Origin of the sequence: Mesorhizobium sp. WSM3224 (genome assembly GCF_000427725.1) — a bacterium.
Taxonomy (GTDB): domain Bacteria; phylum Pseudomonadota; class Alphaproteobacteria; order Rhizobiales; family Rhizobiaceae; genus Mesorhizobium.
Window position 1 is genome coordinate 97,559 of sequence record NZ_ATYO01000010.1, and the last position, 22,227, is coordinate 119,785.

The window sequence follows — 22,227 nt, forward strand, 5'->3', positions numbered from 1 at the left end:
CTCAGACCCCGATCAGCACCGTGCTGTCCGGCGACCAGCGCAACACCACGTCCTGGCCTTCGACCAATCTTTCGGCGCCGGTGTTCTGCACGATTACCTTCAGCGTCTGCCCATCGCGATCGACAAAATAGGTGCTGCTGTTGCCGGCGAAGATGCGTTTCGAGACCTGCCCTTTCAGCGTGTTGGCATCGGCTGAACCGGGCTTTGCCGCGCCTGTCGAAATCTGGATGCGCTCCGGCCGAACGGCGCAGCTCGCCTTGGCGCCGGCCGGTACCGATGCACCTGAGGCGGCATTGATCGTCGTGCCATCCTGCAGCATGATCCCGTTGCCGGTCGCGTCGCCACGAAAGATATTGGCGTCGCCGAGAAAGGTCGCAGCGAACTCGCTTTGCGGCCGGTCGTAGATCTCTTCCGGCGGCCCTTCCTGCACCAGCCTGCCGTCGCGCAGGATGCCGATGCGGTCGCTCATCGTCAGCGCCTCTTCCTGGTCGTGGGTGACGAAGATGGTGGTGATGCCGATCTCGCGCTGGATGCGCTTCAGCTCGATCTGCATATCGACGCGCAGCGCCTTGTCGAGCGCGCCGAGCGGTTCGTCGAGCAAGAGCACGCGCGGCTTGGTGACGATGGCGCGCGCCAAGGCCACGCGCTGGCGCTGGCCGCCGGAGAGCTGATGCGGCCGGCGCCCGCCGAGCTTGCCAAGCTGGACGAGGTCGAGCGCGCGCTGCACTTCCGCTGCGATCGCCGCCTTCGGCTCACCGCGCACCGAAAGGCCGAAGGCGACATTGTCGGCGACGCTCATATTGGGAAACAGCGCGTAGTTCTGGAACACCATGCCGATGCAGCGCTTCTCGACCGGCACGCGCTCGACGCTTTCGCCGCCGATGGCGATCCGGCCGGCGTCGGGAAAGTCGAAGCCGGCGATCTGCCTGAGCAGTGTGGTCTTGCCGCTGCCCGACGGCCCGAGCAGTGCGTAGAAACCGCCATCGGCGAAATCGATCGACACGTCGTCCAGCGCCTTGTGGGCGCCGAAGCTGCGGGAGACGTTCGCCACCTGGACGCCTGCCATTATTTTTCTCCGCCGAATTTGAAGAAGCGTGCCGTGAGCAGCATCAGTGCCATCGACACCACGATGATGATTGTCGAGACCGCGTTGATCTCGGGCGTGAAACCCTTGCGGATCGCGGCATAGATTTCGACCGGAAGCGTCGTCTGGCCGGGCGTCGACAGGAAATACGAGACGACGAACTGGTCGAACGATACCGCGAAGGCGAACAGCCCGCCGGCAATCACGCCGGGCATGATCCAGGGCAAGGTCACACGCATGGTCACCTGCCACTGGTTGGCGCCGAGCGAGCGCGCCGCTTCTTCCAGCTCCGGCGCGAAGGTCTGCAGCCGGGCGGAGACGACGACGATCACGTAAGGCAGCGCCAGCGCGACATGGCCGAGCAGGATGGCGACAAGCCCGCGGCCGATGCCGACGCCGAAGAAGAAGATCAGCATCGCCGTGCCCGTGATCAGCCACGGAATGGCGATCGGCGGGAAGAGCAGCGCCTGCAGGAACCTCTTGCCGCGGAATTCGTAGCGGTAAAGCGCCAGCGACGCCATCGAGCCCAGCATCGTTGAGATGATCGTTGTGATGACGGCGATCTCGATGCTGTTCCAGGTCGCAACGATCAGCTGGTCGTTCTGCCAGAGCGATGAATACCAGTCCGTCGTCCACTCGAACGGCAGCTGGTAGAAGGGCGAAGCATTGAACGACATCGCCGCCATGATGACGATCGGCAGGTAGAGGAAGCTGAGCAGCAGCACGATGTAGAAGCGCCCGAGCCATTCGAGGATGCGCGTCGTCGCCATCAACCGGCCCTCCGCAGGACCGGCGCAGCCAGCGCCAGGATGATCAGCACGACGGCGAGCAGGATGAAGGAGAGCGCCGCACCCAGCGGCCAGTTGAAGACGGCGACGAACTGGTCCTCGATGACGGTGCCGTAGAAGGTGCCAGTGCGGCCGCCGAGGATGCGCGGCTCCATGAAGGAGCCGACGACCGGCACGAAGATCAGCGCCGCACCCGCGATCAGACCCGGCATCGACAGCGGAATGATCACCCGCCACAGCACTTGCCGCCGCGAGGCGCCGAGCGAGCGCCCGGCCTCGATCAGCGAGTCGTCGATGGCCTGCAGCGTCAGGTAGCAGGTCAGCACCATGTAGGGCACATAGGAGTGCACCAGGCCGATGATGACCGCCGGATAGGAATACATCAGGTCGATGTTGATCTTGAACGGCAGCACGGCGTTGAGCGCGGTGTCGAGGATGCCGCCCTCGCGCAGCACCATGGCCCAGGAGAAGATGCGCACCAGTCCGTTCGACCAGAAGGGCAGGATGACAAGCAGGAAGATCGCCTCGCGGCTGCGCCCTTTGAGCACCTTGGCCAGCACATAGGCCGCCGGATAGCCGATGACGACGCACCACAGCGTGACCTCGAGGCCAAGCCGCAGCGATGCGAGCAGCAGTGTCGAATAGATGCTTTGCGAAAAGAAAGCAGCGTAATTGCCGAGCGTGAAGGCCCATTCCTTCCCGGCCAGCGGCAGGTCGGTCATGAAGGAGAAAAAGACCATGGCCGACAGCGGCAGGAAGATCGCCACCGTCAGCCACAGATAGGCTGGAAGCAGAAGCGGCAGGGCCGGCCGTAGTCCGCGCCGCGAAGCGACCGCAAGCTGGTCAGCCATTTTTGCCTCTCGTCCCGAAGACACCTGCTACTTCACGTTGACCTTCAGCTCCTGCCACAGCGCAAGATACTTCTCGCGCTGATCGTCGGTGATCGGCGCCTGGAACTGGATGCGCTTGGCGACCTCGGGGCTGCCCATGACCTTGCGGTTGAAGGCGTCCTCCGGCAGGGCATCGACCGCCTTGATATTGGCCGAAACCGGTGCGCCCACCTTGGTGACCCATTCGACATAGAACTTCGGGTCGATCATGTAGTTGATGAAGGCCTCGGCGCCGGCGACGTTCTTGGAGCCGACGGGAATCGAGAAGGCGTCAAGCCAGGCAACCGAGCCTTCCTGCGGGATGACCAGCGAGACCGGCAGCTTGAAATGCGTCTTGGCGCGATCGGCCGAGCCGCTCCAATAGGTGCCGATGTCGATCTGATTGGAGGCGACCATCTGGTTCCAGTCGTTCTCCGAGCTCCAGAAGGTCTTGATCTGCGGCATCAGCGAGGTGAGCTTCGCCTTGACCGCGTCCATGTCCTTGATGTCGTTGATGTTCTGTCCCGATGCGAGCGCGCCGAACTGCACCGCCTCGACGGCGTCGTCACGGATGATGACACGGCCCTTATGCGCCGGGTCCCACATTTCGGCGATACTTGTCGGCGGCTTGTCGAAGGACTTGTCGTTGATGGCAAGGGCAGTCAGGCCCCAGACCCACGGCACGCCATAGACCTTGCCGTCATGGTTGAGCATCGGCGAGCCGGCCTTGTCCTTGGCGATGTCGGCATAATTGGAGAGCTTCGAGACATCGATCGGCTGGATCAGCTTGCCGGCCATCGCCTGGTCGTTGAAGGCGGCATTGATCATGACGACGTCGTAGAGGCCGGGATTGGTGCGGATCTTGGTCAGCATCTCCTGTTCGGAATTGAAGAAGTCGTTGACCACCTTGAAGCCGCTCGCCTTCTCGAAATTGGCGACCGCCCAAGGCTCGTCGGCGCCGTAGCCCTTCCAGTTGAGCACATGCACTTCCTCGGCTGCTTGTGCTGCCGGCGTGAAGGCTGAGACGAAGACGGCGGTCGCCGCCACGAAAGCGGTCAGTCTGGGCATGCGCATGTTTTGTTCCTCTCATTGTTTGCCCGGTTGATGGGCTTGTTAAGTCGCAGTCGCCTCCTCCCGGCCATGCGCGGTCGTTGCTTGGCCGTGCCGGCTCAGGAATTCCTGGATTTCCGTGTCGGTCGGCGCCGAGGATCCGCCATGGCGGGTAACCGAAAGCGCGGCAGCCGCATTGGCATAGCGTGCCGCGTCGCAAGGGCGCAGACCGCGCGAAAGGCCGCGGACGAAGGCGCCGATATGCGTGTCGCCGGCCCCGTTCGTGTCGACGGCTTCGACGTCGAAACCGGGCACCGCGCGGGTGCCGCCATCGGCAATGCGCACAAGGCAGCCGCGCGCGCCGGCGCGGATGACGACGCCTTCGGCCTTGGGGCAATGCTCGGCAAGCAATCGGATAGCGACGGTCTGGGCATCGCCCGCGCCGGCGATTTCGGCGGCCTCGTTGGTGTTGCAGCTCAGCCAGGTCGTGCGCGCCAGCACCCTGTCCAGGATCGGCCGCGGAATGTCGGCGATCACCGGTGTAGGGTCGAAGACGAAAGGAATGTCGGCCGGCAGCGCCTCGATCCAGGCGGCGAGCACATCACGGCTGCCAGGGTAGCTCAGTGTGTAGCCCGAGGCGAAAACCCAGTCCCCCGCAACGACTTGGACAGGCGCCATCATGTCCGGCGTGAGCACGCTCTCGGCGCCCGGCCAGGAGACAAAGGTGCGTTCGGCGTCGCTGCTGATCATCGCGACGCAGTTGCCGCTGTCCATCAAAGGCGATGGCGGGGTCAGCGTCTCGATGCCTTCGGTCGCCAAAGCGGCGCGCAGGAAGTCGCCGTCCGGCCCGGTGCCGAGCTGGCCGCCGAACACCACCTTCATGCAGGTGCGGCTTGCCGCGACCATCATGTTGAAGCCGCCGCCGGCGACCCGCGCGTAAGTTGTCGCGGTCTTTTCCGTGCCGGCCGCCGGCAAGGCATCGATACGGTAGACATAGTCGACCACGGCGCTGCCGACATGGACGAGCCGACCACTCATGCGGCGTCCTCCTTGCCTGGGCCGGACTTGGAGTCGCGTGCCGCGACCAGATCAGCAGCCAGCGCGCGAACCTCGGCGAGGTCGATGCCCTGCAGCCTCGCGATGCGGTCCTGTGGCAGGCACGATAGACCTGAACAGGCCCCCGCCATGCCGGCGGCGATGGCGCCGATCGTATCGGTGTCGCCTCCGAGATTGGCCGCAATGACGGCGGCCCGCCATGCATCGCCTTGCGCGACCTCCAGCACGGCGAATGCCGCCGGCACCGATTCCTGGCTGGCGACGCCGGTGCCGACCAGGTCGATAATCAGCTTGATTGCTTCTTTCTCCGTCTTGCCGCGAACGAGCTCCTGCGCCCAGACAATGCGCGCGGCAATGTCGCCGCCGGTGACCCAATGGCCGAGCGCGGCGCCAAGTCTTGCCGCCATGACTGCATGGCCGGATGCGGCCCGCCAGTCGCCACCCGAGACACCGAGACTGACCGCGGCAGCGACTGCGGCGGCCGATGCGATGGCTATCGAGGTGTTGTGCGTGGCCCGGCAGGTTTCCGCCACTTTGGCGACAAGGGCTGCGAGTGGCTCCGGCGGCATCATGATGCCGACCGGCGCGATGCGCATCGCCGCGCCATTGGTGTCGCCGCCACGCCCGGCCTCCTCGGCCGGCACGCCGCTGTTGATGGCGTCGATGGCACGCTTGGTCGACGGTCCGAGCAGGTCGTAGCTGCCGCGTGCCTTGACGTCGCGCTCCCAGTCGAGCAGCGCGTTGACCCAGCGCGCATGATCGAAACGCTCTCCGGATTCCACGAGGATGCGGCCGAGCAGCAGCGCCTGCTCTGTGTCGTCGGTGATCGCGCCGGCCGGCAGCCCCTTCGACACCGGGTGATCGGCGGCAGGCGCGACGAAATCCGCGACGTGGCCGTAGAGCTCTGCGATGCGGGCCGGCGACAGAAGCTGCGTCGGCATGCCCAGCGCGTCGCCAAGCGCCCCGCCAATCAGCGCACCCATCGCCCTATCACTCGCCTCCTCGGCCACGCTCAGAACTCCAGATGCAGCGCGAAATGCGCTGGGTTGAGCAGGCTGGTGACGAATTCGATGGCGCGGCCGTCGGCGGCGCGTGTCAGGCGTCGCGTGCGCAGGAACGGCGTGCCGGGCGCGCAGCCGAGGATCGCGGCATCGGCGGCGCTCAGCATCTCGATGTCGACCCACTCTTCGCCGTGGTCGGGAACAAGCCCTGCTCCGCGCAGCGTCTGGTGAAGCGTGCCTTCGCGCAAGCCGCGCAGCGGTATGTCCTCCAACTCGGGTGACAGCGGCAGGCGGCTGCGCTCGATCGAGATGGCATGGCCGTCGTCGGCATTGGTGCGAGCGCGGTCGACGGCGATGAAGGACGAACTCTCGACCCCGAGCCTGGCCGCCAGTTCCGCGTCCTCGATGATTTCCAGCCGCAACGTGCGGGTCTCAGCATTGGCGCCCGCATTGGCAAGCGCGCGCGACCAGCCGATCGCATCATCGACCGGCTTGCCGTCGAAGGTCACGAAGGAGCCGATGCCGACCTTGGTGGTGATGAGCCCCCGGCTCGACAGTTCTTCGAGCCCCTTGCGGACTGTGTTGCGGCTGACGGAGAAGCGCTGGACGAGCTCGTTTTCGCTCTGCAGGCGGTCGCCGAAGCCGAGCAGGCCGGAGCGTATCTCATGCTCCAGAACCGTCGCGATCTGCTCGGGCTTGCCCGTGCCGGGAGTAAGCTGCATCACGCGACGGGCCATATCAATACCTGTTCAATGAACCTGTATAGTCCTGTTCAATATTGGAGTTTTGACACCAGGTCAACGGGATTCCTTTCCACCATCAAGCTGCCTCTCACCCTGCCTTTTTCTACGCGCTGCGGAGCAGTCGCATAGGGTGCCCCCCTCTCCGTCTCGGCTTCGCCGAGCCACCTCTCCCCCACTTTGTGGGGGCGAGGAACTCAAGCTTTTTAAGGTCGCAGCCTCAGAGATTGGCGTTTCCTCGCCCCCATGAAATGGGGGAGAGGTGGCTCGGCGAAGCCGAGACGGAGAGGGGGCTGGCGCTGTCATATCCGATTGTTTTGATTACCACTGAGATAGGTGATCGGCAGCAATGATGGCCAACTCAGACAATTGGCCGACCACTCAAACGAAGAAGAATTCCTCGACGCGCTGCTTGGCCTTCCGCAGCACCGGCAGGATGTCGCGCTCCATCGCCTCGACCGAGAACCGCGCCGATTGGGTCGAGATATTGATCGCCGCGACGGTGCGGCCGGCGCGATCGACGATCGGCACCGCGATCGAGCGCAGACCAAGTTCCAGTTCCTCGTCGACGATGGCAAAGCCGTCCGCCCTCGCCTTGTCGATGGCCTTGCCGAGCGCGGCGCGGCCGGTGATCGTCTTCGGCGTGCGCCGGTCGATGGTCGCTTGCGCCAGGAAGGTCTTCAATTCATCCGCCGCCAGACCCGAAAGCAGCACCCGTCCCATCGACGTGCAATAGGCCGGCAGTCTCGTGCCGACATCGAGCGCCACGCTCAAGATGCGCCGTCCGGGAATACGCGCGACGTAGACGACATCCTCGCCCGACAGCACCGCCGCGTTGCAGGCCTCGTCGAATTTCCCAGCCACCTCGCGCATGATGGGCGCCGCGAAGGTCCAGAGCGATGCACCGCCGAGCCAGGTCCGTGCTACAGTCAAAAGACGTGGCGACAGCGAAAACAGCCGGCCGGATTGGGTCGCGTAGCCTGTGGCAACCAATGTCAGCAGAAAGCGCCGGGCGCCCGCGCGGGTCAGACCCGCCTCCTCCGCCATCTCGGTCAGCGTCATGCCGGACGGATGGCGGGCGAGGACTTCCATCACTGCCAGGCCGCGCTCCAACGAACCGACATGGTCGCGCGAGCCGGTCTCTTCTTCCGCGACCGCTTCCATCAAGTTGACTCCAAGTTCAGGCCAGATTAAGAAGTATCCCATATAAAACATATGTTCGCAATGCGAACTTTCTTAGTCTACGGAGCCTGGAGATGGTCAAGTTCCTGTCGCTGAAAGAGGCGGTCGCGGAGAATCTCCATGACGGCGATACGGTCGCCTTCGAGGGCTTTACCCATCTGATCCCGACCGCCGCCGCGCATGAAGCGATCCGCCAGGGCTTTCGCGACCTAACGCTGATCCGCATGACGCCCGACCTGATCTACGACCAGATGATCGGCTTGGGCATGGCGAAGAAGATCGTCTTCTCCTATGTCGGCAACCCGGGCGTCGGTCTGCTCAGGCGCGCCCGCGACGCGATCGAGAACGGTTTTCCGCGATTGATAGACGTGGAAGAGCATAGCCACGCCGGCATGGCCAATGCTTATGAGGCGGGTGCCGCCGGCCTGCCATGCGCAGTGTTTCGCGGCTATCGCGGCGCCGGTCTTGCCGCGGTCAATCCGAACATCAAATCCGTCACTTGCCCGTTCACCGGCGAAGTGCTGGCCGCCGTCCCGGCGATCCGCCCGGACGTCACCTTCATCCACGCGCAGAAGGCGGACCGCAAAGGCAACGTGCTGGTCGAGGGCATTATCGGCATCCAGAAGGAGGCCGTGCTGGCGGCCAGGCGCGCTGTCGTGACGGTCGAGGAAGTGGTCGACAATTTCGATGACCTCCACCCCAACCTCACCGTGCTGCCAAGCTGGACGATCGCGGCGATCTCGGTCGTTCCGGGCGGCTCGCACCCCTCCTACACGCATGGCTATTACGAGCGCGACAACGCTGCCTATCTCGAATGGGATGAGATCGCCGCGGACCGCGACCGCTTCCAGGCGTGGATTAAGAAGAACGTCATTGAGAGCAGCGCCGACGACTTTGCCGGCCGCGTCGAGCATCTGAGGAAAGCCGCATGAGCGACGCTGACGATCCGGGTTTCACCCCGAACGAGATGATGACGATTGCCGCCAGCCGCGCGTTGAAAAGCGACGACGTCTGCTTCGTCGGCATCGGCGCGCCATCGGCCGCCTGCAATGTTGCGCGGCTGACCCATGCGCCCGACATCACGCTGATCTACGAGAGCGGCACCATCGGCACCGCGCCCGACGTCCTGCCGCTGTCTATCGGCGACGGCGAATTGTGCGAGACGGCGGTGACCACCGTCGCGGTGCCGGAAATGTTCCGCTACTGGCTGCAGGGCGGCCGCATCTCGATCGGCTTCCTGGGCGCCGCCCAGCTCGACAAATTCGGCAACATCAACACCACGGTCATCGGCGACTATGCGCATCCCAAGACGCGGCTGCCCGGCGGTGGCGGCGCGCCGGAAATTGCCACCTCGTCCAGGCAGGTCTACATCACCATGGCCCAGTCGAAGCGCGGCATGGTCGAGAAGATCGACTTCTTCACCTCCTTCGGCCATGGCGAGGGCAGCGACCACCGCGAGCGCCTCGGCATCGACACGGCCGGCCCGACACTTCTGATCACCGACCTCGCCATCTGGAAGCCGGACCCGGTGACCAAGGAATTCACCGTCGTGTCGCTGCATCCTGGCGTCACCCGTGAGCAGGTGCAGGAAACCTGTGGCTGGACGGTCAAGTTCGCGGAGGCCCTTGACGAGACGCCGGCGCCGACGGAACTCGAGCTGAAGACATTGCGCGACCTGCAGGCCCGCACCAAGGCGGCGCATGCGGGTATCGCCAAGGGGAAAGCATAAATGACCGAAGCCTTCATCTGCGATTACATCCGTACCCCGATCGGTCGCTTTGGCGGTTCGCTGTCTTCCGTGCGCGCCGACGATCTCGGCGCCATCCCGTTGAGAGCGCTCTTGGAGCGCAATCGGGGCGTCGACTGGGCCGCCGTCGATGACGTCGTCTATGGCTGCGCCAACCAGGCAGGCGAGGACAACCGCAACGTCGCGCGCATGGCCCTGCTGCTTGCCGGCCTTCCCCAGGACATCCCTGGCTCGACAGTCAATCGTCTGTGCGGCTCGGGCATGGATGCCGTCACCATCGCCGCGCGCGCCATCAAATCGGGCGAAGCCGAGCTGATGATCGCCGGCGGCATCGAATCGATGAGCCGTGCGCCCTTCGTCATGCCGAAGGCCGACACCGCTTTCTCGCGTAATGCCGAGATCTACGACACCACCATCGGCTGGCGTTTCATCAACCCGCTGATGAAGAAGCAATATGGCGTCGATTCCATGCCGGAGACCGGCGAGAACGTCGCCGAGGATTTTTCCGTCAGCAGAGCCGACCAAGACGCTTTCGCCGTCCGCAGCCAGGACAAGGCGGTGGCCGCGCAGGCCAATGGCCGGCTGGCGAAGGAAATCACGCCGGTGACCATCCCGCAGAAGAAGGGCGATGCAATCATTGTCTCGAAAGACGAGCATCCTCGTGCCGGAACGACCATCGAGACGCTGGCCAAATTGCCGACTCCGTTCCGCCAGGGCGGCACGGTGACTGCAGGCAATGCGTCGGGCGTCAATGACGGTTCCGCAGCGCTGATCGTCGCCTCGGAAGCGGCGGCGAAGAAGCATGGCCTGACGCCGATCGCCCGCATCCTCGGCGGCGCCGTCGCCGGTGTGTCGCCGCGCATCATGGGCATCGGCCCGGCACCGGCCACGAAGAAGCTCTGCGCGCGTCTCGGTCTGACACCCGAGCTATTCGATGTCATCGAATTGAACGAAGCTTTCGCCTCCCAAGGCATTGCCGTGCTCCGCCAGCTCGGAATTTCCGAGAATGCGGAGCATATCAACCCCAATGGCGGCGCCATCGCGCTCGGACACCCGCTCGGCATGTCCGGCGCGCGCATCACCGGCACGGCGGCGCTCGAGCTGCGCGAGCGCCGCGGCAAGCTGGCCTTGGCCACCATGTGCATCGGCGTCGGCCAGGGCATTGCCATCGCGCTGGAGCGGGTTTGAGATCGACAGGCGAACGCCAGGATGCGCCGAGATTGAGGCCCAAGTCGGAAATGCCGTTGTTAGACTTGACGGCACCTTGTAGGTTGGGCGCATGGCGCTCAAACGGATGGACAATGTAGGAATCGTCGTCGACGACCTCGCAGAGGCGATCGATTTCTTTCGCGAGCTCGGCCTCGAGCTCGAAGGGCGGGCCACGATCGAAGGAGAATGGGCCGGACGTGTCACTGGACTGGGCGACCAGCACGTCGAGATTGCCATGATGCGCACGCCGGACGGCCACAGCCGGCTCGAGCTATCGCGCTTCCTCAGGCCGCCTGTCGTCGCGGATCACCGCAACGCCCCCGTGAATGCGCTAGGCTACCTCCGCGTGATGTTCACCGTGGACGACATCGACGAGACGCTCGAAAGGCTCCGCAAGCACGGCGCGCAGCTCGTGGGCGAAGTGGTCCGGTATCAAGACGCATATCGGCTCTGCTACATCCGCGGGCCTGAAGGGCTCCTCATCGGACTCGCCCAGGAACTCAGCTGAGCGCAAGACCACGCACCCCAATCTAAAGCGTTTCACCGTTTCACGGAAACGGCGAACCGCTCTATCTCTTTGTTTTGACGCAATTCCGGACGGAAAACCGCTCACACTTTTCCTGGAATTGCTCTAGTAAGGCAGCCCGACGTAATTTTCCGCCAGCGCGGTCGACGCGGCTTTCGAATGCACGAGGTAATCCAACTCGGCTTCCTGGATGCGCTGGCCGAACTCGCCCGTCTCCGGAAAACGGTGCAGCATCGTCGTCATCCACCACGAAAAGCGCACCGCTTTCCAGACACGCGCCAGCGCCTTGGCCGAGTAGGCGTCGAGGCCGGTGTCTGATTTCTCGCGATAGAATTCGCGAAGCCCGGCAAACAGATAGCGCACGTCGCTGGCAGCGAGGTTGAGCCCTTTGGCGCCGGTCGGCGGCACGATATGGCCGGCATCGCCGACAAGGAACAGCCGGCCGAAGCGCATCGGCTCGGCGACGAAGGAGCGCAGCGGCGCGATCGACTTCTCAAACGATGGCCCGGTGGTGACGGCCGCCGCCGTCTGCGGCGGCAGGCGGCGACGCAACTCGTCCCAGAAGCGGTCGTCGGACCAGGCCTCGACGCGCTCGTCGGCGGGAACCTGCACATAGTAGCGGCTGCGCTGCGGCGAGCGCATCGAGCACAGCGCAAAGCCCCGTTCGTGATTGGCATAGACCAGCTCACGGTCGGCCGGTGGCACCTCGGCCAGCACGCCCAGCCAGCCGAACGGATACTGCCGCTCGAAAGTCTTCAGCGCGCCCGCCGGCACCGATCGGCGGCTGACGCCGTGATAGCCGTCGCAGCCGGCGATGAAGTCGCAATCGATGCGATGCGTGGCGCCGTCCTTGTCGTAGGTGACGAAGGGCGTGGCTCCGTCGAAATCATGCAACTCGACACTCGACGTTTCGAAAACGGTCACGAGCCCGGAGGCTTCGCGCTTCTGCATCAGATCGAGCGTCACTTCGGTCTGGCCATAGACGGTGACATGCTTGCCGCCGGTGAGCGCGGTCATATCGATGCGATGCGCGCGGCCGTCGAAGGCGAGCGAGATGCCCGCATGCTGCAGGCCCTGGGCATGCAGCCTGTCCGCAGCGCCGGCTTCGCCGAGCAGGTCGACCGTGCCCTGTTCGAGCACGCCCGCGCGAACGCGCCCGAGCACATGTTCCCGGCTGGATCGTTCGAGGATGATTGTCTCGACACCGATGGAGGCAAGCAGCTGGCCGAGCAGCAGACCGGACGGGCCTGATCCGACGATGAGGACCTGCGCGTGCATCAGTGGCCGAGGCTCTCGATCTGCGCGGCCAGCTCAGCGGCAAGCCTGAGCGCGCAGGCTGTCGCAACGACCATCTGCGGCAGGATCAGCCACTCCAGCGTCCAGGCCGCACCCGAGCGCTCCTGCTCATGCACCAGCGCCTGGTGCATGCCGGAAAGCTGCACGGCGTTGAAGCGCGCGAGCGCCACCAGTGCTTCCGCCTTCACCGGGTTCTGCTTGTGCGGCATGGCCGACGAGCCGCCACCGCCGGACAGCTCGATGTCGATTCCAGCGTGCGCCATCAGCGCGACATCCTGACCGAATTTACCGAGGCCGCCGGTGACGAGCGACAGCCAGCCGGCGAACTCGGCAAGCGCATCGCGCTGGCTGTGCCATTGCGGCGCGTCGGCAAGACCGAGTTTGGCGGCGAGCGCCGCGCGTACGGCCGCCGCGCTGTCGCCGAGCTTTTCCAGCGTGCCGGCGGCACCGCCGAACTGCACCGCCAGCAACCGGACGGAGAGCTCTTTCAAACGTTCCTGATGACGTCCGAGCGGCGCGCGCCAGGACACGATGCGGTCCGCCGCAGTGATCGGGATTGCCGGCTGCATGCGCGTCATCGCCATCAGCGTTCTACCCCCGAACTCCTCTTCGAGCCCCGTGAGACGCACGATGTTTTCACTGAGCAGCAGCCCGATATGCTCGACTGCCTCCCGCAGGCGCAGGACCAACGACGTGTCGAAGGCATCCTGGCTGGTCGCGCCGAAATGAACGAATTCGCGATACTGCTCGCCGACGATCGCCTTGATCTGGCGCACCAGCTCCGGCACCACGACGCCATCCTTGGTTACCCCGGCGCGCAGCTTCGCCGTGTCCGGCCGGAACGACGCCAGCGCCTCGATGATCGCCGCTTCGGCATCACGAGGGATCACGCCGCGCTCCGCTTCCGCCTCCGCCAGCGCCCGCTCGAAGGTGAGCATCGCATCGATGTCGGCTTCCACCGAAAAATGCCTCGCCGCCTCCTCGTCGCCGAGCAGGCCGGAAAGCAGCGGATGATCGAAAGGCGATACGGTCATATCGTGGCCGGTCAGCTGTCGAAGAAGACCGTCTCCTTTTCGCCCTGCAGATGGACGTCGAAGACGTAGGTGTCGCCTTGGCGCTCCGCGATCAGCGTCGGTACGCGCAGGCGATGCTCGATCCGCGCAAGGATCGGATCCTCGGCATTGGCCTTGTCCTCGTCGGAGAAGTAGAGCCTGGTGTTGAGGCCGACATTGATGCCGCGCGCCACGATCCACAACGTGATATGCGGCGCCATCAGGCGCCCGTCGCGGAATGGCACGCGGCCGGGCTTGATTGTCTGGAACAGGCAGACGCCCGTTTCCATGTCGGTCGGCTGCCGGCCCCATCCCAGGAAATTCGGATCGGCCGTGCCGCGCAATTCTGCGGGCGAATTGTAGAGCCCGGCGGCATCCGCCTGCCAGATCTCGACCAGCGCATCCTTTAGCGGTGTGCCGGTGCCGTCGAGCACGCGGATGCGCAGCTCGATCCGCTCGCCTTTGGTCTGGTCGTTGACCATCGTCGAGCCGAGGTCACTCGCATAGACACCGCCGATGCCGCAGAAATTCGGCGTCAGCCCGATATGCACATAGGGTCCGGCGGTCTGCGAAGGGCTCTCCTTCAGCCGGTCGAGCGACTGCGCCATCAATTGCCCTCCGGCCTGTTCTCGAACAGTGTCGAGCGCCGCCCGCGCAGCACGATGTCGAACTTGTAGGCGAGCGCGTCCATCGGGATGGTCGAGTGCATGTCGAGCGCGGCGATCAGTGCCTCGACCGCAGCCTTGTCGGAAATGCCACCGACGATCGGACAGCGCCAGATCAGCGGATCGCCCTCAAAATACATCTGCGTGATCAGCCGCTGCGCGAAGCCGTGGCCGAACACCGAAAAATGGATATGTGCCGGCCGCCAGTCGTTCGGGCCGTTCGGCCACGGATAGGGCCCGGGCCTGACGGTGCGAAACGCGTAGCCGCCGTCCTCGCCGGTAATCGCGCGGCCGCAGCCGCCGAAATTAGGATCGAGCGGGGCAAGATAGCCGTCCTTCTTGTGGCGGTAGCGCCCGCCGGCATTGGCTTGCCAGAACTCGAGCAGCACGCCCGGCACGCCCTTGCCGCGCTCGTCCAGCACACGTCCATGGACGATGATGCGCTCGCCGATGGCGCTCTCGCCGGGCTTGGCGAAATTGTGGATCAGGTCGTTGTCGAACTCGCCGAGCATCGCGTGTCCGAATACCGGACCGGTCAACTCCGACAACGTGTTGTCGAATGACAGCAACGCTTTGCGCGGCGATCGCAGAACCGAACTTTTGTAGCCCGGCGTGAATGCCGGCGGGTGCCATTGGCGATCGCGCTGGAAGAAGGCGCCGGTTTCCGGAGCGCGGTTCGAGCCGGATTCAGCCATGGGCAGTCTTGGCTCCATCCATTTGCGCGAACACCTCCTTGGCGATCTTGAAGGCGCGGTTGGCCGCCGGCACGCCGGCATAGATCGCGACATGCAGGAAGGCCTCGCAGATGTCGTCTCTTGTAGCACCCGTATTGGCGGTGGCGCGCACATGCATGGCGACTTCCTCGTCATGACCGAGCGCCGCAAGCAGCGCCAGCGTCACGATCGAGCGCTCGCGCTTCGACCAGTCAGGCCGCGCCCACACCGTTCCCCAGGCAGCCTCGGTGATCAGTTGCTGGAACGGCCGGTCGAAATCGGTCGCGGCGTCCTCGGCGCGGTCGACATGCGGACTGCCCAGCACGGAGCGGCGGACTTCGAGACCGGTCCGGTAGCGGTTCTTCGTGACATCATCCATGAGCAGGCTTTCCCTCAGGCAACGAGGCGACGAAATCGCGGATCAAAGTGACGAGCGCTTCGGGCTGCTCGATGCACGGGATGTGCGCGGCATTGCGGATCACTTCGAAGCGCGCGCCGGGAATCAGATCGGCCAGCGAGCGGACGAGATCCGGCGGCGTCGAGCCGTCCTGATCGCCGACGATGCAAAGCGTCGGCACCGCGATGCGCCGCGCGCTGTCGGTGAAATCGGCATCGCGCACCGCCATGCAGGTGCCGATGTAACCGGGCAGCGCCTGCCTGAGCAGCATGTTGCGGCAGCCCGCGAGTTCAGCCGCGCGCGCGGCATGGAAATCCGGCGTGAACCACACCTTCATGATGCCGTCGGCGATCGCCTCGATGCCGTCGCGCTCCACGGTTGCGATGCGCGTGTTCCAGCTTTCAGCGGTGCCGATCTTATGCGCCGTGTCGCTGAGGATCAGCGCTTCTACACATTTCGGATGGCGGGTATAAAGCCGCTGCGCGATCATACCGCCGACGGAGAGGCCGAAGAGCACGACCTTGCCGAAACCGAAATGGTCGATGAGGGCGACCAGATCATCGACATGATCGTCGATCGAGCGCACGCCGGCGCCGATATCAGACAGCCCGTGACCGCGCTTGTCGTAGACCAGCATCGACATTTCGCCCGTCAATTTTGCGAGGACGTCGTCCCAGATCCGAAAATCGGTGCCCAGCGAATTGATGAAGACGATCGGTCGCGACGTGCCGGTCGCCTCGATATGGCGGTGATGCAGCGCGACGCCGCCTATGCTGACGAATGGCACGGTTTCGATCCTCCAAAGCCACATTGCACGAGCTGTTTGGTTCGGTAAAATGATATTTTGCGGCGTTTCATTAACTCTGAGGTTATCGAACCATGGCCGAAAGCCGGATCCGCTTCCGCCATCTGCAGGCGTTTCTTGAAGTCGCGCGGCAAGGCAGCGTCGCGCGCGCCGCCGACTTCCTGCATGTCAGCGCGCCTGCCGTGACCAAGACTTTGCGCGAGCTGGAAGAAGCGCTCGGCGTCGCCGTGGTCGAGCGCGACGGGCGCGGCATCCGTGTCACGCGCCTCGGCGAAATCTTTCTTGGACATGCCGGTTCGGCGATATCGGCGCTGAAGCGCGGCGTCGATTCCGTGCGCCAGGACGGCGCCGTCAACCGCGACCCGATCCGCATCGGCGCGCTGCCGACCGTATCGGCGCGTGTGATGCCGCTTGCCATGAACCTGTTCCTCGAAGAGAACACCGGCGCCGCGCTCAAGATCGTCACCGGCGAGAACGCGGTGCTGCTCGAGCAGTTGCGCGTCGGCGCGCTCGACCTCGTCGTCGGCCGCCTCGCGATGCCGGAGCATATGACTGGCTTCTTCTTCGAGCACCTCTATTCCGAACAGGTGCTGTTCGTCGTGCGTGACGGTCATCCATTGACAGAACCGGGTGCGGACATCTTCGCGCGGCTGGACGAGTTTCCCGTCCTGATGCCGACACGGGAATCCGTCATCCGGCCTTTCGTCGACTGGCTCTTCATCACCAATGGCATGACCGCGCCGGCCACGGAGATCGAAACCGTTTCCGATTCCTTCGGCCGCTCCTTCATGCGGCAGAGCAATGCGGTATGGATCATCTCGGCCGGCGTCGTCGCCAATGAGATCACCAGCGGTGCCTTTGTCGCCCTGCCGGTGGACACGGAAGAGACCAAAGGGCCGGTGGGCTTGACCATGCGCACCGACACTGCGCCCTCGCCCGCCTTCACCATCCTCCTGCAGACGATCCGCGAGGCAGCGCGGCACCACGCTTGACGCAGAGTGACGATCGAAGATCCGGGTCAGCACTACCCGTCTGATTCTTCCTTCCCCCCTTGTGGGGGAAGGTGGATCGGCGCGCAGCGCCGAGACGGATGAGGGGTGTTCCAGCGAAGTGAGACGCTGGCTTACCCGAGCGTGAGCCCGGCCTTCTTCGCTTCCTCGCGCAGGAACGGCAGACCGACCTCGATCACGTCGCGCGGATCCTCCGCTACCGGCCGCCAGACCGCCAGCCCGCCGGCGATGTCAACATCGACATGGTTCATGCTTTCGAGCGTGATCGCGCCCTCATAGCCGATGTCGGCGATCGCCTTCATGCAGGCCGCCCAGTTGAGCATGCCGCGCCCCGGCACGCCGCGATTGGCCTCCGACACATGCACATAGCCGAGATAGGGCGCCGCCGCCTCGAACCCTGAGGCAAAGCTCTCTTCCTCGATATGCATGTGGTAGGTGTCGAGATGGATGAAGATGTTGTCGGCGCCGACGCGCTCGATGATCCGCGCCGCGTCGATGCCTCGGTTGATCAGATGCGTCTCGTAGCGGTTGCAAGGCTCGATGCCGAGCTTGAGGCTGCGCGCCTTGGCAGATTTCGCCGCCCGGTCGAGGAAGCGGCACATGCCGTCGATTTCCCTTTGCATCGGCGCACGCCCGGTGGTCTTGCCTATCGTGCCATAGGTGACGCCGCCGAGCGCCTCGGCGCCCACCTCGTTGCAGACCTTGAACGCCGGCTGCAGGAAGTCGAGCGCCTCGTCCGGCCGCTCGACCACGTCGAGCGCGCGCGGGAGGCCGAGCGACGGAATGAGCTGGACGCCGTAATGGTTGGCGAAGCCGCGCGTGCGCCTGGTGTCGATCTCCTCGGGCCGCAGCAGCGGGATTTCCATGAGGCCGATGCCGAACTCCTTCAGCCGGTCCATCTGCGGCTCGATGCGGGCGAGGTCCCAGACCGGGGCGATGGCGAAAGTGTGCAGTCCGAAGGTATTCATGTCAGCCTCGTTGCTCGTGCGCCGCGGCAGCGGCCGTATCGCCGCCGCCGACGATACGACTGACGACTTCGTTCATGTTGGTCTTGGCGGTGACGAGATCGGCGTCCGCCCGCCCGTGGCGCAGCACGACGATGCGGTCGGTGACCGACAGCACGTCGTTCAGCCGGTGCGAGATCAGGATGACGGCGATGCCTTCCGACTTCAGCCGCCGGATGAGGTCGAGCACGCTCTGCACCTCGCGCACCGCAAGAGCCGCCGTCGGCTCGTCCATGATGACGAGCTTCGGGTTGAAGGTGAGCGCGCGCGCGATCGCCACCGTCTGCTGCTGACCGCCGGAGAACGAGCCGACGGACCGGTTGATCGACGGCAGATGCGCGCCAAGCCGTTCGATCATCTTTGTCGCCTGGCGGTCCATCTCGCCCTTGTCGACGAAGCCCGGGATGACGCCGAACAGTTTCTTCACCGGTTCGCGTCCGAGGAAGATGTTGGAGGCCACGTCCTGCTGCTTGGCCAAGGACAGGTCCTGATAGATCATCTCAATGCCAAGTCGGCGCCGCTGGCCGGGATCGAGCGGCAGGATGTCTTTGCCATCGAATTCGATCGAACCGGTGTCGGCGCGGTAGATGCCGGTGATGGTCTTCATCAGCGTCGACTTGCCGGCGCCATTGTCACCGACGAGGCCGACCACCTCGCCGGCGTCGACCGCGAGATCCACGCCATGCAGCACGTCGACCGCGCCGAAGCTTTTGCGGATGCCTTGAAGCGAAAGCAGGGTCATACGCGCGACTCCTTCCGCACCTGGTACTGGTCGATGAAGACAGCGAGGATCAGCACGGCGCCGATCGCCATCTGCTGGTAGTAGGACTGCACCGCAAGCAGCGTCAGCCCGTTCTGCAGCACCCCCATGATCAGCGCGCCGATCATTGTGCCGAGGATCGAGGCGCGGCCGCCGAACAGATTGGTGCCGCCGATGATCGCCGCCGTGATCGCGGTGAGCTCGTAATTGATGCCGGCCGTCGGATCGCCGGCATTGACGCGGGCGGTGAAGAGCAGGCCGGCGAGCCCGGCGAGCGCGCCGGAGAGCGTGTAGATGATGCGGCGGTGATGCTCGACGCGGATGCCGGCCGCGCGGGCAGCACTCTCACTATCCCCCAGCGCCAGCGTATGGCGGCCGAAGCGCGTATAGGCGAGCGCGCAATGCGCGATGATCGCTGTCAGCACCAGTATGATCACCGGCATCGGAATGCCGAACGGCCGGCCTTGACCGATATAGACGATCTCGGGCGGCAGGCCATAGATCGCCCGGCCCTGCGAGATGACCAGCGCCAGACCGCGCGCCAGGCCCAGCATGCCGAGCGTGACGATGAAGGCCGGCACGAAGGCGCGGGTGACCAGTTGCCCGTTGATGTAGCCGGCGATCGCGCCGGCCAAAATACAGGCGATCACCGCCAGCACCGACGGCCAGCCGAGATTGACCGCCACGAAGGCTCCCGCGACGCCGGCCAGCCCCATCACCGAGCCGAGCGACAGGTCGAGCCCGCCCGAGCCGATGACGAAGGTGGCGGCGATCGCCAGCACGCCGATCGTCGAGGTCGCGAGCAGGATGTTGAGGAAATTGCTGAGCGACAGGAAATAGGGCGACAGCAGCGCCATCGCCGTGCTCAGCGCCAGAAGCACCACCAGCGACTCCAGCCTGATGTGGAGCCTTTCGACGGATGCGCGCTGCACCCGAGCCCAGAAACCGGGCTGCGTCGTTTCGGAAGCCATCTTGCCTCGCTGTTGCAAAAAAGTTGGCTGGCGCAGGGTAGACCCGCGCCAGCCCGTCCGGGAGGACTATTTCACGTACTGCAGCATCGGCTCCTTGCCGGCGTCGATCACGTCCTTGGTCAGCACCAGCGTTGGCACGGCGATGCTGTCCTCGACCTTGTCGCCGGCCAGCGCCTTCTTGACGTTCTCGACCGCCTGCTTGCCGACCAGATAGGGCAGCTGCGCCACCGAGGCATTGAGCCGGCCTTCCTTGATCGACTTCACGGCGTCCGAGTTGCCGTCGACGCCGATGATCGTCACCTGCTCGCCCTTGCCGGCGGCGTAGACCGATTCCACCGCGCCCAGCGCCATGCCGTCATTGGCGCAGAAGATGGCGACGAGATCGGGATGCGCGGTCAGCGTGTCGGTGGCGATGGAAGCGGCCTTGCCTCGATCCCAGTCGCCCGGCAGCGAGGCGACGATTTCGAGGCCGGGCGCCAGTTCCTTCAACTTGTCGGCAAAGCCCTTGGCGCGCTTCTCGCCGGTGATATTGCCAGACAGGCCTTCGATCACCAGCACCGGACCCTTGGCGTCCTTGCCGAGCTTGGAGGCGAGATACTCGGCGCCTTGCGCGCCGGCGGCGATGTTGTCGGACCCGATATGGAAGGTGACCTTGACGCCTTCCTTGTCGAGCACCGCCTGGTCGAGATTGTTGTCGAGGTCGACGATCTTGATGCCGGCGTCCTGCGCCGACTTCAGGCAAGGCAGAAGGTTGGTCGAGTTGATCGCGGCGGTGATCATCGCCACCGGCTTGCGCTCAAGCATGGTGTTGCACAGGTTGAGCTGCGGCTCGGCCGCCTGGTCGCTCTCGGCCGCCTGCTGGAAGTATTTCACGCCGGCTTCCTTGGCGCCGTCCGCAACGCCCTGCGCCATGGCGCCCCAGAACGGATTGGCCAGCGTCTTCATCAGCACGCCGTACTCGCCGTCCTCGGCCCTGGCGGTGCCGACGGCGCAAAACGCAAGCGCGACACCGATGGCGAGTGTAAATCGATTTATCTTTGACAGATGCGATATCATCTTATCCTCCGTTTGATCCTTGGCGCCGGACGCCTAGGCCAGGGCCGGCGTTTTTCTACCGTTCACGACAATGGGGGCATTTGTCGGTCTCCTCCCCCGGAATGCGGGCCGCTGCCTGGCGAGCCAACGGATTCCCGCATCAACACCTGGCAGGGTTCGAGCCGCGCAGTGGGCGGTCCCACAGCACCTTCGACCCTGCGAAACAAAAGGTTCATCGCCTCGCTGGCGATCTGGCGCACCGGCTGCACCACCGCGGCGATCGCCGGCCATGTCACCTGCATCCATTCCGCGTCGTCGAAGCCGACCAGCGAGATGTCGTTCGGGCAATGCCAGCCGCGCCGGCGGAATTCGGACAACGCGACAAGCGTGCCCTTGAGCAACAGCGAGTAGACGGCCGTCGGCCGCTCGCCCCTGGCAAAGTAATCGCGAAGCGAAGACCTGAGCGGCTCGACGCTGACTTCCGAAGTGATGACGTCGATGCGCACCGACGGGTCGAGCGCCAGCGCCTGCGCGCGAAAACCCTCAAGGCGGGCGCGCACGGTCGCCGCCTGCTCGGCAAGGCCGATGACCAGGATATGGCTGTGCCCCTTGCCGATCAGCATCCGCGCCACCTCGGCGCTGGCGGCGGCGCTGTCTGCCGATACCGTGTCGAAGGCGTCGTCGGACAGGACGCGGTCGATCAGCACGCCGGTCATACCGTTGGCTTTCATGAAGGCGGCCGCCGGCCCATGCTCGTTGCGCACCGGCGCCAGCACCACGCCGGCGACGCGCCAGTCATGCATGCGGGCGAGAATCTCTTTCTCGCGCGTTTCCGATTCACGGCTCGATGCCGCGACCAGCGTGAAGCCGCGCTGCTCGGCCAGGCCTTCCAACTCGGTGACCATCTGGCCGAAGAACTCGCTTTCGAATTCCGGCATGATGGCGCCGATGATGCGGCGCTTGGCGCGGCGCATGTCGGAGGCTAAAGGATCAACGCGATAGCCCAGCAGTTCGACGGCATCGAAGACACGCTGCGCGTTTTCCGGCCTCACCGTGGTGACGCCGGCCAGCACCTTGGAGACGGTGGCCGCGGACACGCCGGCGTGGCTTGCCACGTCGTGGATCGACGGACGCCGCTGCGGGCCTTCCTGTTGCGCCATTAATCTCCTCCCGAGGGCAGACAGCCGCCTGCCCGCTCGTTAATGTAATGGATAAATCGATTTTTCGCTGTTGTAAATCGTTTCATCAGGAGTAGAAAACGTGGATG

Annotated in this window: 24 protein-coding genes; 5 read left to right on the forward strand and 19 right to left on the reverse strand. The window is 64.8% G+C overall.

What is annotated here, in order from left to right; all coding sequences use genetic code 11:
* Nucleotide 1: 1 nt before the first annotated feature.
* The 8 genes from YU3_RS0118525 to YU3_RS0118560 form a co-directional block, all read right to left on the reverse strand.
* Nucleotides 2-1,066, reverse strand: coding sequence for an ABC transporter ATP-binding protein (locus tag YU3_RS0118525; RefSeq protein ID WP_027167662.1), 1,065 nt, complete (start codon nucleotides 1,064-1,066; stop codon nucleotides 2-4).
* Nucleotides 1,066-1,854, reverse strand: coding sequence for an ABC transporter permease (locus YU3_RS0118530; RefSeq protein ID WP_027167663.1), 789 nt, complete (start codon nucleotides 1,852-1,854; stop codon nucleotides 1,066-1,068). The genes YU3_RS0118525 and YU3_RS0118530 overlap by 1 nt, the downstream gene beginning before the upstream one ends.
* Nucleotides 1,854-2,723, reverse strand: a complete 870-nt coding sequence (locus tag YU3_RS0118535) for an ABC transporter permease (RefSeq protein WP_027167664.1) — start codon at nucleotides 2,721-2,723, stop codon at nucleotides 1,854-1,856. The genes YU3_RS0118530 and YU3_RS0118535 overlap by 1 nt, the downstream gene beginning before the upstream one ends.
* A gap of 27 nt (nucleotides 2,724-2,750) precedes the next feature.
* Nucleotides 2,751-3,815, reverse strand: coding sequence for an ABC transporter substrate-binding protein (locus YU3_RS0118540; RefSeq protein WP_027167665.1), 1,065 nt, complete (start codon nucleotides 3,813-3,815; stop codon nucleotides 2,751-2,753).
* Nucleotides 3,816-3,854: 39 nt separating this feature from the next.
* Entirely contained in the window at nucleotides 3,855-4,829 is a 975-nt protein-coding gene (locus YU3_RS0118545; RefSeq protein ID WP_027167666.1) for a PfkB family carbohydrate kinase, read from the reverse strand.
* Nucleotides 4,826-5,830, reverse strand: coding sequence for an ADP-ribosylglycohydrolase family protein (locus tag YU3_RS0118550; RefSeq protein ID WP_156913511.1), 1,005 nt, complete (start codon nucleotides 5,828-5,830; stop codon nucleotides 4,826-4,828). Before YU3_RS0118550 ends, YU3_RS0118545 begins: the two co-directional genes overlap by 4 nt.
* 29 nt (nucleotides 5,831-5,859) lie before the next feature.
* Nucleotides 5,860-6,585 (reverse strand): GntR family transcriptional regulator, encoded by a 726-nt coding sequence (locus tag YU3_RS0118555; RefSeq protein ID WP_027167668.1) that lies wholly within the window; start codon nucleotides 6,583-6,585, stop codon nucleotides 5,860-5,862.
* 384 nt (nucleotides 6,586-6,969) lie between these two features.
* Nucleotides 6,970-7,752 (reverse strand): IclR family transcriptional regulator C-terminal domain-containing protein, encoded by a 783-nt coding sequence (locus YU3_RS0118560; RefSeq protein WP_027167669.1) that lies wholly within the window; start codon nucleotides 7,750-7,752, stop codon nucleotides 6,970-6,972.
* Nucleotides 7,753-7,844: 92 nt separating this feature from the next.
* Between YU3_RS0118560 and YU3_RS0118565 the strand changes: the two genes are divergently transcribed.
* The 4 genes from YU3_RS0118565 to YU3_RS0118580 all read left to right on the forward strand — a co-directional run bounded on the left by YU3_RS0118565 (nucleotide 7,845) and on the right by YU3_RS0118580 (nucleotide 11,234).
* On the forward strand, nucleotides 7,845-8,702 hold the full coding sequence (locus tag YU3_RS0118565) for a CoA transferase subunit A (protein ID WP_027167670.1): 858 nt from the start codon (nucleotides 7,845-7,847) through the stop codon (nucleotides 8,700-8,702).
* Nucleotides 8,699-9,499 (forward strand): CoA-transferase subunit beta, encoded by an 801-nt coding sequence (locus YU3_RS0118570; RefSeq protein ID WP_027167671.1) that lies wholly within the window; start codon nucleotides 8,699-8,701, stop codon nucleotides 9,497-9,499. The genes YU3_RS0118565 and YU3_RS0118570 overlap by 4 nt, the downstream gene beginning before the upstream one ends.
* Entirely contained in the window at nucleotides 9,500-10,705 is a 1,206-nt protein-coding gene (gene pcaF / locus YU3_RS0118575) for a 3-oxoadipyl-CoA thiolase (protein ID WP_027167672.1), read from the forward strand.
* Between the two features lie 91 nt (nucleotides 10,706-10,796).
* Entirely contained in the window at nucleotides 10,797-11,234 is a 438-nt protein-coding gene (locus tag YU3_RS0118580; protein WP_027167673.1) for a VOC family protein, read from the forward strand.
* Nucleotides 11,235-11,357: 123 nt separating this feature from the next.
* On the opposite strand, the gene pobA is transcribed toward YU3_RS0118580, so the two are convergent.
* The 6 genes from pobA to pcaD are packed head-to-tail and all read right to left on the reverse strand — an operon-like array spanning nucleotide 11,358 to nucleotide 16,162.
* Nucleotides 11,358-12,530, reverse strand: a complete 1,173-nt coding sequence (pobA, locus tag YU3_RS0118585; RefSeq protein WP_027167674.1) for a 4-hydroxybenzoate 3-monooxygenase — start codon at nucleotides 12,528-12,530, stop codon at nucleotides 11,358-11,360.
* The gene (locus tag YU3_RS0118590; RefSeq protein WP_027167675.1) at nucleotides 12,530-13,582 is read right to left on the reverse strand and encodes a 3-carboxy-cis,cis-muconate cycloisomerase; all 1,053 of its coding nucleotides are present in this window, start codon (nucleotides 13,580-13,582) and stop codon (nucleotides 12,530-12,532) included. Before YU3_RS0118590 ends, pobA begins: the two co-directional genes overlap by 1 nt.
* An 11-nt stretch (nucleotides 13,583-13,593) precedes the next feature.
* Nucleotides 13,594-14,208: a protocatechuate 3,4-dioxygenase subunit alpha gene (gene pcaG, locus YU3_RS0118595; RefSeq protein WP_027167676.1), complete on the reverse strand. Its 615-nt coding sequence runs from the start codon at nucleotides 14,206-14,208 to the stop codon at nucleotides 13,594-13,596.
* Nucleotides 14,208-14,966, reverse strand: coding sequence for a protocatechuate 3,4-dioxygenase subunit beta (gene pcaH, locus YU3_RS0118600; RefSeq protein WP_027167677.1), 759 nt, complete (start codon nucleotides 14,964-14,966; stop codon nucleotides 14,208-14,210). The genes pcaG and pcaH overlap by 1 nt, the downstream gene beginning before the upstream one ends.
* Nucleotides 14,953-15,357 (reverse strand): 4-carboxymuconolactone decarboxylase, encoded by a 405-nt coding sequence (gene pcaC, locus YU3_RS0118605; RefSeq protein ID WP_027167678.1) that lies wholly within the window; start codon nucleotides 15,355-15,357, stop codon nucleotides 14,953-14,955. Before pcaC ends, pcaH begins: the two co-directional genes overlap by 14 nt.
* Nucleotides 15,350-16,162: a 3-oxoadipate enol-lactonase gene (gene pcaD / locus YU3_RS0118610; protein WP_027167679.1), complete on the reverse strand. Its 813-nt coding sequence runs from the start codon at nucleotides 16,160-16,162 to the stop codon at nucleotides 15,350-15,352. Before pcaD ends, pcaC begins: the two co-directional genes overlap by 8 nt.
* A 92-nt stretch (nucleotides 16,163-16,254) precedes the next feature.
* On the opposite strand from pcaD, the gene pcaQ reads away from it, so the two are divergent.
* The gene (gene pcaQ / locus YU3_RS0118615; protein ID WP_027167680.1) at nucleotides 16,255-17,172 is read left to right on the forward strand and encodes a pca operon transcription factor PcaQ; all 918 of its coding nucleotides are present in this window, start codon (nucleotides 16,255-16,257) and stop codon (nucleotides 17,170-17,172) included.
* Nucleotides 17,173-17,303: 131 nt separating this feature from the next.
* On the opposite strand, the gene YU3_RS0118620 is transcribed toward pcaQ, so the two are convergent.
* From YU3_RS0118620 to YU3_RS0118640, 5 genes are all read right to left on the reverse strand, one after another.
* A complete protein-coding gene (locus tag YU3_RS0118620; RefSeq protein ID WP_027167681.1) occupies nucleotides 17,304-18,158 on the reverse strand; it encodes a sugar phosphate isomerase/epimerase family protein in 855 nt (284 codons plus the stop codon).
* A gap of 1 nt (nucleotide 18,159) precedes the next feature.
* Nucleotides 18,160-18,936, reverse strand: a complete 777-nt coding sequence (locus YU3_RS0118625) for an ATP-binding cassette domain-containing protein (RefSeq protein ID WP_027167682.1) — start codon at nucleotides 18,934-18,936, stop codon at nucleotides 18,160-18,162.
* The gene (locus tag YU3_RS0118630) at nucleotides 18,933-19,925 is read right to left on the reverse strand and encodes an ABC transporter permease (protein WP_027167683.1); all 993 of its coding nucleotides are present in this window, start codon (nucleotides 19,923-19,925) and stop codon (nucleotides 18,933-18,935) included. The genes YU3_RS0118625 and YU3_RS0118630 overlap by 4 nt, the downstream gene beginning before the upstream one ends.
* 66 nt (nucleotides 19,926-19,991) lie before the next feature.
* The gene (locus tag YU3_RS0118635; RefSeq protein WP_027167684.1) at nucleotides 19,992-20,981 is read right to left on the reverse strand and encodes a substrate-binding domain-containing protein; all 990 of its coding nucleotides are present in this window, start codon (nucleotides 20,979-20,981) and stop codon (nucleotides 19,992-19,994) included.
* Between the two features lie 62 nt (nucleotides 20,982-21,043).
* On the reverse strand, nucleotides 21,044-22,120 hold the full coding sequence (locus YU3_RS0118640; RefSeq protein WP_027167685.1) for a LacI family DNA-binding transcriptional regulator: 1,077 nt from the start codon (nucleotides 22,118-22,120) through the stop codon (nucleotides 21,044-21,046).
* Between the last annotated feature and the right edge of the window lie 107 nt (nucleotides 22,121-22,227).